Origin of the sequence: Buttiauxella agrestis (genome assembly GCF_900446255.1) — a bacterium.
Lineage (GTDB): Bacteria > Pseudomonadota > Gammaproteobacteria > Enterobacterales > Enterobacteriaceae > Buttiauxella > Buttiauxella agrestis.
The window spans coordinates 2,664,635-2,678,678 of the sequence record NZ_UIGI01000001.1; the positions used below are offsets into that span (position 1 = coordinate 2,664,635).

The window sequence follows — 14,044 nt, forward strand, 5'->3', positions numbered from 1 at the left end:
GGGCTTTAGGTCTTGCTGTTTATGAGCAGTCTGTGTTTTTTACAGCGCTGCTTTTTCCCGGGTGATTAAAGGTATTTCCAGTGAGACGGAGCTCAACTGGTGGCTTTTCTTCTGCAACAGATCTTTTGCAGCAGGGCTGTCTTGTTTGACGTATCGCAGGTAGCCACTTGTGAAGAATGTTGCTTCGGTTAGCGCATCCGTGCGCTGAAGTTCGCTGGCATCAGGCATCGCAGAAACAGCGGCAAACACTGCATCCACGCTGCCTTTACCGGCATAAAGGTTAATAATTTCTTGCTGATAGGACGCCGTGGCCTGTAAGCCTCCGGCCATATCTCTCAATGATTTATCCAGCTGTTGCGGATTGGCGGTTCCACGGCGCGCCGTTAGCCACAGTTGCCATAGATGGGCGTAATCACGGTCACGGGCATCAGGGCTTTTTGCTAAGGCGTTAAATGCGCGGCGAGCTTCAGAAAATCGGTCCAGTGCCACCAAATTGACGGCTGATGGCACCGCGATGTTTTCTGAAATATCGCTATTCTTTAACGCGTCATAAGCCTGACGGGCTTCGCCATGCCGCCCGTTCAGGTCATTGGTGACAGCCTGCTGGAACAGGGACATTTGCTGTTCATAGGTCATGGATGCAGTATTTGTCTGCACCGCGGGCACTGATTCAGCGCGAGCAATAACAGGAGGGACGACAATAGTTAATGCCAAAGCAAATACCGCCCAGCGGAATAACGAACGGCTGGGAGTCGGCGACATTGAGATTGAGTCCAGCGGTGAATTACCGCTGGATTTAAAACAATAACGTTTCATTTAATACACACTCATATAAATATAGAAACCTCGCACTTGAGGCCTTTGAAAAATAGCAGTCCATACCTGGGGTTATTCACCCCATGTCGTAAAGCGTTCTTTGTAATTTAAGAGAAAACAAAATACGGCGAAGAAAATAACCTCAATGAATATTAAAAATAATCAGTATTAATTGTTATAATTCCCTGGCGTTGACACCAAAATCGTAGTGGCACTCATTGTATTTATAATAAAGTGGCATTATCTCATCGTAAGTTATTACGTAACCTCTGCCCTTATTGTTTTTTATAAAATCTTCCGGCAAACCCAACAACGATAACTTCATCGATAAGCCGTTTAAAACCTGCCATAACCTCTGAGTAGATGAAGTGAGATTATGCTCCTCCCAAATTTTTTTAAGCAACTCCTCCTTTGTCACCACTTTGGCTCTGGCATTCTGCAACAGATAAAGAAGAAGATGCATCATAGTGTCGTTGATATTGGTGGCGCAAAAAGTCACATTCTTCTCATTCCCTGATAAAGAAACCCGATATAATCTTTTGTTATCGATATCTAAATGAATATCTTTACCAATCAGGTACCCATATAACTGAAGTCCCATATCCCCTCAGACTTATCTATAAAGATGCATTGATGCAGGAAGAATTTACTCTGTTTATTAATTAACCCCATTAATGTTGTGTGATGATTATATGTTGCAAAGGATTACTTTCAATACACACTGAGGTCTTTCAATTAAAAGCATCATCCTGTATCCCATTATCATTTGTATTATTAAACTCACCCTGAGCAGTGACATAAACCGACAGCACCACTTTTAACAACACATATGACTGAATCTCCACTAAACGGCACAACTCAGCATTACATTCTGTATTTATGATTTTTTTAGAAATTATTAGCTACTAAGCTTCATATCATACTGTTTTTATTAGCATAAACTTTAACTTTCAGGTGAAAGTCTTAATAACTCCGTGCAACCGTTTCCTCAGTACCACAATTCAAAAGTGTCTTCGCCTTCACATCTTTCACAGTTCACAGCGAAATCACGCTACGGTCAGTAGCCGTGGGCTTACTTCGATGTAGAGCAGACTACCCCCGAACACCTGAAAAGCGTCCTTTAGTAATCTTAATTTTTCTTTTCTAAAGAAAATTCCCCAGTCTATCAGTGAGTTATAAAAAACTGGCAAGGTAAGGCTTTGAAATAAATATTTATTTGCTATCCATTTGATTTAACAAAGAAAACAAAGCCAAAAAAGAATTCCTTGCGACTTTTTGTTGCCCTAAACCCCTACGGAAATTTTCAACCAGGTAATACTTCAAAGGATTAAACTGATAAGCGAGGTAGCAAAATGAAGAAAGTCTTCGTCATCAATAACTGTGTGCGGTTTGATCCTTACTCCCGGACACTAACGTCTATTGAAACACCGGAAAACAGCGTGCAGCTGCACACACCCGCCTGCGAATGTTTGCTGCTGTTATTAATACATAACGGCGAAACGTTGAGTCATACCTTTCTTTCTGAAGAAGTCTGGATTAAAAAAGGGAGTTATGTGACGACCAATTCGCTTTATCAAAATATCGCAGCAATTCGTCGTGGCCTGAAGACCGTGGGGCTGGAAGAGGATATTCTAAAAACTGTTCCTAAACTTGGGTTTCAGATTTATGCGTCAATAGAAGAAGAACAACTGCCTTTAGTTAATGGACGCAAAGTTGAGGCGGTGGCTGCATTGAGCGAATCAAAAACATCTGACGCCAGCGAAGAAGTCACCCGCCCCCCTACGCTTGAGTTAACAAAAGAAAAAACAGGTATTAATATCCGGTTTAAGTTATTTTTTCTTTTGTTAACTCTCATTTTCATCAGCGGATTATTCTTCGCATACCAGCAATTGAGGAATGACGATCAATTTTTCTCTGCCTACAATCCTATCGGGGCGATTAACCAATGCGACCTGTACTCGTCTTATCCTGATAAACAGAAAAGCAAAGCCACTTTTTTAAGCATCGTAACGTCCGGGGATGTGAAATGCCCGGCAGGAGGGAAAGCATATTTGACCTTTAATCTTGATAATCGGCTGTCATCCGTTTTACTGTGTGAAAAAAAAGTAGAAGACGTCAACACTGACTGTATGACGGTGGTGTATTCCGGAGTGACACATGAAAAACTATAAACTTTACCTTTGGATGTCATTTTTTTCGCTTATCGCCATTCTCCCTTTTCTTGGCGGCTACTATCTGCAACATAAAAACACCAACTTCGCTTGCGATGGTGAAATGGTCCTGCATGATAGCCATGCACATACGCATGTATTTTTGCATTTTAGATTTTATAAAAACACCGGGACTTATAATGTCTCTGGAAATTCAATTTTTAACAATGGACAACGCATTGTCATTAGCCAGAATTCCAGTTTCAGTTACACAACGGTCGAGAGTAGTACCGGGAGCGATCTGGTATTAGTGTCACTTGAGGATATTATTTACCCGGGTAATTTAGGCCACGCCAATGCCGTCATCCCTGATTTCTTCCGTTTCAGAGGCAGAGGTGTTTCTCTTCGAATATCGCGGGTAAATGATACAGGGTATCTATTTCAACGTGATGCGACACCGGTGCTCTATTGCAAACGCTCACTACTTTAATACGACATTATTAACCCGACAAGATCGCAGCGCGAAACAATTGATTGTCTGAAACATGAAAGTGTTCACAGCATTGTTATTTTAGGAATTCTTCGTGTATTTAAATATTCAATAATGATTCAGCATAGACATGCATGAAAAACTTCATGCATAATCGAATGCAATGCATTGATTACAAAACATTTTATGACAAACACAAATTACAAAATCCGATTCAATATACAAAAGGATATTGCACACCATGAATAAACTCTTAGCTATTGCCTTCACCTTGCTCGCAAGCACCTGGTCTCTTAGCGCATTGTCTGCTGAGATGATGACAAAAAATGAGTTCAAAAAAGTTCAAAGCCAATATATTGAAATAGGTAATATTTCGACCAGCGGCGAAAGTGACGCCTCCGCTGCGAAGGCAGAATTATCCAAAAAAGCAGATAAACTCGGCGGGGATATTTATATTTTGTCCTCAGGTAACACCAATAACAAAATACATGGTACCGCCAAAGTCTATAAGAAGAAGTAATTTATAATAAAAGAGGCAGCAAGGGATTTCCCCTGCTGCCCTCTGATTATCAGGATGATGATGGCTTAAAGCTAATGCGCACGATATCGTCCGGGCTGGTTGGCTCTTTTTCGCGGCTGCCCGGCTGTTTCACGCTGACATACAACTGCTGCCCATCCGGAGACAATGCGAGGCTATTTGGCAGCGCTGGTGTGTCGATGGTTTCCAGCACTTTGTAGCTTTTCGCATCAATCACACTGACTTTACCGGCTTTGCGGTGTGTCACGTAAATCTCATTACGCACCGGGTTAAACAGCACATCCAGACCCAGCGGCACATCCACTTTGTTCAGCACTTTGCTGGTTTTGGTATCCACAACCAGCAACTGCGGTGTTTTAGAATCGCTGACGAACGCGCGGTTATTTGCGGCATCCAGCGCAATATTGAGATAGAAATGCTCGCCTTCGGTGTCCAGTTTTGTGCGCGTGACAACTTTGTCGGTTTTGCTATCGATCACAATAAATTCGTTGTCGGCGTTGGTCATGTAAATGCGTGATGCTTTCGCATCAATCGCCAGTCCCGTCGCCATTTTACCGAGATCTTTAATCGTATCGCGCAGCGTTAACGTGTCGCCGTTAATGACCCATAGCACGCTGGATTCGCCCAACCCGCCCATGTACAGCGTATTAGTCGCCTCATCCACCACTAACTGGCGCGGCATCAGCGGACGCGTGGTTTCGGTGCGTTTGGTTTCATCCACCACCAGCGTCTTAATCACATCTCCCGTTTTGCTGTTAATCGCCGTCACCGCGCTGCTGGTGGTGTTGCCGAGGAACAGCGTACCTGTTGTTTTGTTGAGCGCCACACCGAACGGTTTCAGGTTGTTATGAATCGCCTGAGTCACTTCGAGAGTTGCGGGATCAAGGCGATAAACCACCCCGCCTTTGTCCGTTTTTCGGCTCTGGGAAGTGGCAACATACAGGGCAGATTGGTCTGCGCTATAGGCCATTTCGTACGCGCCTTTGCCAACGGGTTTTCTTTCAACCGTGAATGAGGTGTCGGCAAATAAAGAAGTGGAAAACAGCAGGCTGGAAAGCATGAGCGCAGGCAAAACGCGCAGACGGGTTTGTGGTAAAGCGGGCATAAATGTCCTTATCAATAGCATGGATAAACCCTTAGCTAACATAACGTTAGCTAAGGGTGAAAGTACTATTGATAATTATTATCATTTATAGATGAGAAAGTAAATCATTACACCTGCAAATAGACCATCTGCGTTTGCAAATACTCATTCAGTCCGTGGCGACCATCCGCTCCGCCAATTCCTGATTTACGCCAGCCCGCGTGGAAGCCCTGCATCGCTTCAAAGTTTTCACGGTTGATGTAAGTTTCGCCGAACTTCAGCCCTTTTATCGCTTTCATGGCGGTGTTTAAATCGCGGGTATAGACCGACGATGTCAGGCCGTAGTCGCTGTCGTTCGCCATTTCCAGCGCTTGCTCCAGCGTTTCAAACGTCGTGACAGGCAGCACGGGACCGAAGGTTTCGTCGTGCATAATCGCCATTTCCTGATGCACATCCACCAGCAGCGTCGGCGGGTAGAAATACCCTTTTCCCTCCGGCGCTTTGCCGCCCACTACCACACGTGCGCCTTCGCTTACCGCATGAGCGACTTTCTGCTCCACGCGCTCAAGTGCGGCGGCGTTAATCAACGGTCCCATCGACACATCGTTACGCTCGCCGGTGTCGCCAAAACTCACCTGTTTGAAGGCTTCGCTCAGGCGAGTAATGAATTCGTCGTAAATCCCTTTTTGCACATACACGCGCTCGGCACAGTTACACACCTGCCCAGTGTTAATCATGCGCGAGTCAACAATCGCTTTCACAGCGATATCCAGATCCGCATCGTCCATCACAATCGCTGGCGCTTTACCACCCAATTCCAGACACACTTTGGTGATATTTTTGGCCGCCGCCGCCATGATTTTCTCGCCCGCACCAACGCTGCCCGTCATGCTGACCATCGCCACTTTCGGGTTGCCTGCCAGTTCCTGTCCGACCGTTTCACCGCGTCCCAGCACCAGGTTAAATACGCCTTTTGGCAGCCCGATATCATGGACAATTTCCGCAAAAGCGATGGCGTTATTCGGGGTGAATTCACTCGGTTTGATAACAATGGTATTGCCGGTAATCAGCGCGGGTGCTAGTTTGCGGGCAATCAGGAAGAACGGGAAGTTCCACGGCAAAATCCCGGTCGTCACGCCCAGCGCGCGTTTGAACACCAGAATGTTTTCCCCTGGGCGGTCACTTTGCAGAATTTCACCTTCATAACGACGCGCCCATTCGGACATGTAATCAAGATAATCGGCGGTGAACGCCACTTCGACCTCTGCCAGCTGCTGCGTTTTACCGCCTTCGGCAACAATCAGCGCGCTGATACTTTTTGCACGCTCACGAATACCAGCAGAGATCTTACGCAGCCAGCCAGCGCGCTCGATGGCAGGTAACGCTTCCCATCCCGCATGTGCTTTTGCAGCGGCATCAATCGCATCACGCGCCTGCTGCGCGGTGCCGTCAGGAATGCGCGAAATCAGCGCTTCAGTGGCCGGATTAATCACATCAATCCACTTCTCGCCCTGCCATTGAACAAATTGACCATCAATATACATCGGGTGTTGTACAGGTGCTGTCATGACCGGCTCCTTTGCGTTCGCTGTTTTGTTTCGTCTATGTAAAGCATTTGTGAATACTTTAGAGTTCGACAACAGCTATTCGGGCAAAACGGTCATGAAGTGTGATGGGACTCAATAAAAACAACAGAAAAGAAGCAAATTAGCTACATATTAGAAACATAGGAATGACCGTTTTCAGTGCGGAGGGATGAAAACGGTCATTATGAGAGAATTAGAGCAGTTGCCGGGCTGTCGGGTAGTCAGTTATCAGCACGTCGATATAACCGCCGTGCAGCGCTCCACGAATGGCATTGGCTTTGTCATCTCCGCCTGCAAGCGCCACCACATGCGGGCAGTCACGAACCTGGCTCAGTTCCATGCCGATAACCGGATCTTCTTCTTTGCTCAAAACCGGCTCGCCCTGCGCATTGAAATAATGCAGGCAGATATCCCCCACTGCACCGCGTTCGGCCAGCGTTTTCAGCATCGCTTCGCCATAATAGTTACCCGAATTTTTCAGCAATTGGGACGGTTCAAGCTCACCGATACCGAGAATAGCCACATCGACTTCAGCAAACTTTTTCACGACTTCGGCCACATCGTCACTGGCGACCAGTTTTGCTCGCTCTTCTACGGAATGCTCAATACTTTGCGACGGTAGCAGCCAGGCCGGGCAGTCGAGTTGGGCCGCCAGGTTCTGCGTCAGAATCGTCGCCTGCACGTTGCCATTTGGCCCCACACCACCGAGCAGTTGAATCACACCGCGTGCTTTAATGCTCTGCGGGTGCAGCTCGTCAACCATTGCTCGAATGGTGGAACTCCAGGATGAAATCCCCACCAGGTCGTTTGGTCGTAAACGTGTTTCAACATAGTGCGCCGCCGCACTGCCTATCGCATGTTTGATTTGCGAGGCTGGGGCTGATTCGTCGACATCCACCACAATCGCCTGGCGAATACCGTACTTTTTCTCCAGCGCCTGTTCGAGCGAGAGAAAAATATTGGCGGGCTGGATAACACTGATTTTTACCACGCCCTCTTTCTGGCAGCGTGTGATGGCGCGTGAGACAAATGATTGCGACAGGTGCAATAACCCGGCGATTTCTGACTGCTTCATCCCTTCTACAAAGTAGAGCGTCGCAATCTTGACCAACAAACGTTGTTCATCCTGCTTTGACATGTGCGCCTCCTGATTCTCTACCTGATATTTTTATTCAAGGCCGCATAAATAACAAGACAGCATTCCTTTTGCCGCTAATTCGGACGATTTGTGATCACATTCGCCTTTTTATCATTTTGATCAATTCCACATGGACAGAACCATAAGTGGGGCATATCGTTACATTGAATAATAAATCATGCTTGAATATATATTCAATGTGGAGATAAAAATGAAATTTACCCTACTGAAGACCTCACTCGTTGCTGCACTGCTTGCTTCATCTGCCAATCTCTATGCCGCTGATAATGGGCTGATTGCCATTATTACCCCATCGCATGACAACCCATTCTTTAAAGCTGAAGCCGATGGCGCGATGGCGAAGGCAAAAGAGCTGGGCTACACCACGTTGGTCGCGTCACACGATGATGATGTGAATAAACAAAACCAGCTGATTGAAACCGCTATTGCCCGCAAAGCAAAAGCCATCATTCTGGATAACGCTGGGGCGGATGCCACCGTCGGCCCATTAGAAAAAGCCAAAGCCGCTGGAGTTCCTACCTTCCTTATCGATCGTGAAATCAACAAAACTGGCGTTGCCGTAGCGCAGATCGTTTCCAATAACTATCAGGGCGCGCAGTTGGGTGCAGAGAAATTTGCCAAATTGCTCAACGGCAAAGGCAAATATGTTGAATTGCTGGGCCGCCAGTCAGACACCAACGCCCACGTGCGCTCGCAGGGTTATCACGACATTCTCGACGACTACCCGGATATGAAAATGGTGGCCCAGCAAACCGCAAACTGGAGCCAGACTGAAGCCTTCACCCGCATGGAATCCATCTTACAAACTCAGCCCGACATTGTTGGCGTGATCTCCGGTAACGACACCATGGCGCTTGGCGCCGAAGCCGCCTTAAAAGCCGCTGGAAAAACCAATGTCATCGTGGTGGGTTTTGACGGCAGCGACTATGTGCGCGACTCGATTATCGCCAGGAGCAATATCAAAGCCACCGTGCTGCAACCGGGTTGGGAGCAAGCGCAAATGGCTGTGGTACAAGCGGATTTTTTCCTGAAAAACGGCAAACCACAGCTACAGGAAAAACAGTTGATGGACTGCGTATTAATTGACGATAGCAATGCCAATCAGCTGAAAACCTTCAAGCTGGCTAAGTAGTCCAGGAGGCTGTATGTCGCTCAAACAATGGGGTATTGGCTGGTTATGTTGCAGTGCCCTGTTGCTCACTGCCTGCCGGGTGGTGGATCTGGATGAAAACGGGCAACCGATTATTCCGCCAGATCCGAATGCGAAAGCGAGTTTCGCAAACCAGACCCCCGCGCAGATAGCGCAACAAACCTGGAACAGCAAAGTACTGACTCCCGCGCAGAGCCATGCACTGGATAGTACTACCCTGAAAACCCGCGCCGCCAACGCCAACAACGAAAGCGTATTCGTCAAAATACAAGGCAAAGTCGATAGCGTTTCTCTGGATAACGAACGCGAGCGCATGTTGACCGTGACCGTCAATGACCAACCACTGCAGGTACAAGTTGGGCCGATGATTCGCGGCAACGCAATCCGTGATGCGACCGGCTACAAGTTCGAAGATTTCACCAACCAGGTGCAGTTCGCGCAGCTGTCAAAAGCCTATAACCGCGAAGCAGCAAAACACCTGCCGAAAGTCGATGAAAGCTGGCAGCAGCAACCGGTCACCGTAGTGATGGCCGTAACGATGCGTAACGGTGCATTAAGTGACGCGGCGGCAATTTCACTGGAACGGGGGCAACCATAATGTCGCAAGATCCTGTCATTCTGCGCACCCGTGGTATTTCGATGCTGTTCCCCGGCACCGTGGCGCTGGACAACATTGATTACAACGTCTGGCGCGGCAAAGTGAACGTCATCATCGGTGAAAACGGTGCGGGTAAATCGACGCTGATGAAGATTCTGGCGGGCGTTCAACAGCCGAGCCTCGGTGAAATGCGCCTGAATGGTGAAGTCGTGCAGTTTAACAGCACCCGCCAGGCGGCCGCGCATGGCATCGGCATGGTTCACCAGGAGCTCAATCTTTTCGAAAACCTGACGGTTGCCGAGAACATTTTCCTCGGGCGCGAACTGCAACACGGTTTGTCGCCCATTGATGAAGCCACGCAGCAGGCACGCAGCGCGGAATTGCTCAAGCGCCTGGATCAGCCTATTTCCCCGAAAGAAATAGTGGCAAACCTGAAAGTCGGTCAACAGCAATTGGTAGAAATCGCCAAAGCGCTGGCTGAAGACGCGGACATCTTAATTCTTGATGAACCGACCTCGGCATTAAGCAAAACCGAAGTGGAAATTCTGTTCCGGGTGATTCGCGAACTCACTCGCCAGGGCGTCACCATTATTTATATTTCCCACCGCCTCGAAGAGTTAATGGCGATTGGCGACGTGATAACCATTTTGCGCGATGGCAAATTTCAGGCCGAAGCACAGGTGTGTGATATCGACGTGCCATGGATCGTGCGCGAAATGCTCGGCAGTGAACCGGTATCCAGCTTCCTTAAACCGGGGCGCGATTTTGGTGCCGCGATTCTGGAAGCGGAACACATCACCTGCGTCAATTCCGCAGGAAACACGGTAGTGAACGACGTCAGTTTTCAAGTACGCGCAGGTGAAATCGTCGGCATTTATGGGCTGATGGGCGCCGGACGCACGGAGTTGTTTGAATGCCTGTTGGGTACGCAACGCAACTATCTGGGCAAATTATGGCTCGACAGCAAACCGGTGCCGCCGCGCCTTGCCACCGCCGAACGCATTCGCATGGGAATGAGTCTGGTGCCAGAAGATCGCAAACGCACCGGGATTTTCCCGATATCGTCGGTCGCCAGCAACCTGACGATTGCCAGTTTATGGCGGCGTTTACAGCGTGGTTTTGCGATTTCACAGGTCGATGAAACCGCGGTCGTGGCCAGCACCATTGGCAATCTCTCGATTAAAGTCTCATCACCGGATGTGGAAATTCAGGCACTGAGCGGCGGGAACCAGCAAAAAGTGGTGATTGGCCGCTCGCTGCTGACCAACCCGAAACTGCTGCTGCTCGATGAGCCCACGCGTGGGATCGACGTGGGCGCGAAAGCCGACGTGTTCCGCATGATGGTTCAGCTTTCCGAACAAGGGATAGCCGTGGTGTTTTCCACCTCCGATCTCAAAGAGATTATGGCGGTTTCTGACCGCATTCTGGTGATGTCCGGCGGCAAAGTCACCGCCGATATTCCCCGCGAACACGCCGAAGAGTCGGCATTGGTTTCCGCTAGTGCACAAGGGTTCTGATATGAAAACGAATGATACTGTCGCGCTCAACGCCAGACCAGGCTCGCCGTTCAGCTCGCGGGAAAATCTGCTGCTGTTACTGCTCAAACTGCGCACCTTTATTGCGCTGTTTTTGATTGTCGGTTTCTTCGCCATCATGGTGCCGGATTTCCTCGCCATGGGCAGCATGGTGATCATGATTAAACACATTGCTATCAACGCCTTCCTGGCGCTCGGCATCACGTTTGTCATCATCACGGCGGGCATTGACCTGTCGATTGGCGCCACACTTGGGCTATGCGGCATGATTGCCGGTTGGCTTATCACCAAAGGTATTGTGCTGCCGATGTTTGGTATCGCCATTTTCCCAAGTGTGTGGGTGATTGTGCCGCTGGTATTACTGATTGGCGGGCTGATTGGCGCGGGCAACGGCTGGATTATCACCCGCTATAACGTCGCACCGTTTATCTGCACGCTCGGCACCATGTATGTGCTGCGCGGGGCCGCCATGTTGACCTCGGGCGGTGAAACCTTCCCGGGACTTTCCGGCAATCCACAGCTCGGCAATACCGGTTTCGACCTGATTGGATCCGGCAATTTGTTCGGTATCCCGTGGGCTATCTGGATGATGATTGTGCTCGCCATCGCCATTGCTTATGTCGCCCGCCGCCTGCCCTTTGGCCGCCATGTTTACGCCATTGGCGATAACGAACGCGCCGCTGAACTTTCAGGCGTCAAAGTCCGCCAGGTGAAAATTTGGGTCTACACGCTGTCCGGTTTTTGCGCCGCCATTGCCGGGATCGTGGTTTCCGCTCAACTGGTTGCCAGCCACCCGGCAAACGGCACGGCATTTGAAATGAACGCCATCGCCGCTGTGGTGCTCGGCGGAACATCGCTGGCAGGAGGGCGCGGCACCATTCTTGGCACCCTCGTCGGCGCATTCGTGATTGGCTTCCTGGCTGACGGCCTGGTGATGATGGGCGTCAGTGAATTCTGGCAAATGGTCATCAAAGGCATCGTGATTATTGTGGCGGTCATCATTGACCAGATGCAAAACCGCATGCAGCAAAAAGCAGCGGTCGTGGCCCAGAAAGCGATTATGGAAAGCAGCGGGAAAGTGTAGCGCATCACAAATCCTGAACGGCGGGTATTTTTTTACCCGCTCGGAATAATTATTCATCTATGATTTTTAATGCAAGGGGTAACACTATGAATCCGTTCGCACTGTCAGTTACGGATCTGGAAAAGAGAGCACGCGCCGTCCGTCGCCGCATCGTCCTGCTTAATGCCAACAGCCCGGCAGGCGGCCATACCGGGGCCGATTTATCGCAGGTAGAAATCTTAACCGCCCTGTACTTCCGGATCCTGAATTGTTCGCCGCAGCTGATTAACAGCGATGAACGTGACATCTACATTCAGTCTAAAGGCCATGCGGTAGGCGGTTATTACTGCGTGCTGGCCGAAGCCGGGTTTATTCCCGTGGAGTGGCTACCGACCTATCAGCATGCCGACTCTCACCTGCCCGGCCACCCGGTGAAACACAAAACGCCGGGTGTTGAACTGAACACAGGTGCGCTCGGCCACGGTCTGCCGGTCGCCGTTGGCATCGCGCTGGCGGCCAAACGCAACAACAGCCAGCGCCGCGTCTTTGTCGTGACTGGCGATGGTGAACTGGCGGAAGGCAGCAACTGGGAAGCGGCGCTGGTCGCGGCACATTACCAGCTCGATAACCTGATCATCATTAACGACAAAAACAATCTGCAACTCGCGGGCTCGACCAAAGACATTCTCAATACCGACCCGCTGGATGAGAAATGGCGCGCGTTCGGCATGGAAGTGACCGAGTGCCGTGGCAACGACATGGCTGATGTGGTCGCCACAATTGAAGGATTACAGCCGCACGGTAAACCGCACGTTGTCATTGCCAACACCACGAAAGGCGCGGGCATCTCCTTTATTCAGGGACGCGCGGAGTGGCACCACCGGATACCGAAAGGTGACGAAATCGAACTGGCGCTGGAGGAACTGAAAGATGAGTAATAGCGAACACCTGGCAACCGTAATGGTGAATGCCTTTATTGACGCCGTCGAGCGCGGCGTAGACCTGGTACCGGTCGTTGCAGACTCAACCTCTACGGCAAAAATTTCACCGTTTATGAAGCAGTTTCCTGACCGACTGGTGAATGTCGGGATTGCAGAGCAGACGCTGGTGGGCACGGCGGTCGGCTTATCGATGGGCGGCAAAATCGCCGTCACCTGCAACGCGGCACCGTTTTTGATTTCGCGCGCCAACGAACAGATCAAAGTCGACGTTTGCTACAACAACAGCAACGTCAAACTGTTTGGCCTCAATGCTGGCGCCAGCTACGGCCCGCTCGCCAGTACCCACCACAGCATTGACGACATCGCCGTGCTGCGCGGTTTTGGCAACATCGAAATCTATGCGCCATCGTGCCCGATTGAATGCCGCCAGATTATTGACTACGCGCTGGAACACGTTGGCCCGGTCTATATTCGTCTTGACGGCAAAGCATTGCCGGAACTGCACGATGCGGATTACCAGTTCAAACCCGGTGCCATTAATCAGCTGCGCGAAGGCGATGATGTGGCATTAGTCGCCATGGGCTCAACAGTGCATGAAATCGTCACGGCGGCGGCACAACTCGCAGATTTGGGTATTAATGCGGCGGTGATCAACGTTCCGTCTATCCGCCCTTGCGATACCGCACAACTTCTCACCATGCTTAAAAATTCACGCCACGTGATAACTGTTGAAGAGCACAACGTGAATGGCGGTGTCGGCAGCCTGGTCGCTGAAGTGTTAGCGGAAGCCGGATGCGGTATTCCGTTGTTGCGGCTCGGCATTGCAGACGGTAGCTATGCTATTGCGGCGGATCGCAAGGAGATGCGTGCTCATCATGGAATTGATGCCGCAGGCGTCACACGTTCCGCCACGGCGCTTTGCAAAGGAGCATAG

Annotated in this window: 14 protein-coding genes; 9 read left to right on the forward strand and 5 right to left on the reverse strand. The window is 49.8% G+C overall.

The features are described 5' to 3' along the window. Positions 1 to 39: 39 nt before the first annotated feature. Positions 40 to 816 carry a hypothetical protein gene (locus tag DY231_RS12705; protein ID WP_115628760.1) on the reverse strand — a complete coding sequence of 259 codons (777 nt, stop codon included), beginning with the start codon at positions 814 to 816 and terminating at the stop codon, positions 40 to 42. A 175-nt stretch (positions 817 to 991) separates the two neighbouring features. Beyond that, entirely contained in the window at positions 992 to 1,417 is a 426-nt protein-coding gene (locus DY231_RS12710; RefSeq protein WP_115628762.1) for a winged helix-turn-helix domain-containing protein, read from the reverse strand. A gap of 751 nt (positions 1,418 to 2,168) precedes the next feature. Between DY231_RS12710 and DY231_RS12715 the strand changes: the two genes are divergently transcribed. The 3 genes from DY231_RS12715 to yahO all read left to right on the forward strand — a co-directional run bounded on the left by DY231_RS12715 (position 2,169) and on the right by yahO (position 3,976). Next, complete coding sequence (locus DY231_RS12715; protein ID WP_115628764.1) at positions 2,169 to 2,987, forward strand: winged helix-turn-helix domain-containing protein; 819 nt, start codon at positions 2,169 to 2,171, stop codon at positions 2,985 to 2,987. Further along, complete coding sequence (locus DY231_RS12720) at positions 2,974 to 3,456, forward strand: YqeJ family protein (protein ID WP_115628766.1); 483 nt, start codon at positions 2,974 to 2,976, stop codon at positions 3,454 to 3,456. The genes DY231_RS12715 and DY231_RS12720 overlap by 14 nt, the downstream gene beginning before the upstream one ends. Positions 3,457 to 3,697: 241 nt before the next feature. Then, positions 3,698 to 3,976, forward strand: a complete 279-nt coding sequence (gene yahO, locus DY231_RS12725) for a DUF1471 family periplasmic protein YahO (protein ID WP_115628768.1) — start codon at positions 3,698 to 3,700, stop codon at positions 3,974 to 3,976. 49 nt (positions 3,977 to 4,025) lie between these two features. On the opposite strand, the gene yncE is transcribed toward yahO, so the two are convergent. The 3 genes from yncE to DY231_RS12740 form a co-directional block, all read right to left on the reverse strand. Continuing rightward, positions 4,026 to 5,099 (reverse strand): 7-bladed beta-propeller protein YncE, encoded by a 1,074-nt coding sequence (gene yncE / locus DY231_RS12730; RefSeq protein ID WP_115628770.1) that lies wholly within the window; start codon positions 5,097 to 5,099, stop codon positions 4,026 to 4,028. 107 nt (positions 5,100 to 5,206) lie between these two features. Beyond that, positions 5,207 to 6,646, reverse strand: coding sequence for an aldehyde dehydrogenase (gene aldA, locus DY231_RS12735; protein ID WP_115628772.1), 1,440 nt, complete (start codon positions 6,644 to 6,646; stop codon positions 5,207 to 5,209). Positions 6,647 to 6,857: 211 nt separating this feature from the next. Then, entirely contained in the window at positions 6,858 to 7,802 is a 945-nt protein-coding gene (locus tag DY231_RS12740; RefSeq protein ID WP_115628774.1) for a sugar-binding transcriptional regulator, read from the reverse strand. Between the two features lie 211 nt (positions 7,803 to 8,013). Between DY231_RS12740 and DY231_RS12745 the strand changes: the two genes are divergently transcribed. From DY231_RS12745 to DY231_RS12770, 6 genes are all read left to right on the forward strand, one after another. Further along, positions 8,014 to 8,955, forward strand: a complete 942-nt coding sequence (locus DY231_RS12745) for a D-ribose ABC transporter substrate-binding protein (protein WP_115628776.1) — start codon at positions 8,014 to 8,016, stop codon at positions 8,953 to 8,955. Between the two features lie 13 nt (positions 8,956 to 8,968). Beyond that, positions 8,969 to 9,571, forward strand: coding sequence for a DUF2291 family protein (locus DY231_RS12750; protein ID WP_115628778.1), 603 nt, complete (start codon positions 8,969 to 8,971; stop codon positions 9,569 to 9,571). After that, complete coding sequence (locus DY231_RS12755) at positions 9,571 to 11,088, forward strand: sugar ABC transporter ATP-binding protein (RefSeq protein ID WP_115628780.1); 1,518 nt, start codon at positions 9,571 to 9,573, stop codon at positions 11,086 to 11,088. The genes DY231_RS12750 and DY231_RS12755 overlap by 1 nt, the downstream gene beginning before the upstream one ends. 1 nt (position 11,089) lies before the next feature. Then, the gene (locus tag DY231_RS12760; protein ID WP_034495216.1) at positions 11,090 to 12,190 is read left to right on the forward strand and encodes an ABC transporter permease; all 1,101 of its coding nucleotides are present in this window, start codon (positions 11,090 to 11,092) and stop codon (positions 12,188 to 12,190) included. Positions 12,191 to 12,276: 86 nt separating this feature from the next. Continuing rightward, positions 12,277 to 13,107 carry a transketolase gene (locus DY231_RS12765; RefSeq protein WP_034495215.1) on the forward strand — a complete coding sequence of 277 codons (831 nt, stop codon included), beginning with the start codon at positions 12,277 to 12,279 and terminating at the stop codon, positions 13,105 to 13,107. Continuing rightward, on the forward strand, positions 13,100 to 14,044 hold the full coding sequence (locus tag DY231_RS12770) for a transketolase family protein (protein WP_034495213.1): 945 nt from the start codon (positions 13,100 to 13,102) through the stop codon (positions 14,042 to 14,044). Before DY231_RS12765 ends, DY231_RS12770 begins: the two co-directional genes overlap by 8 nt.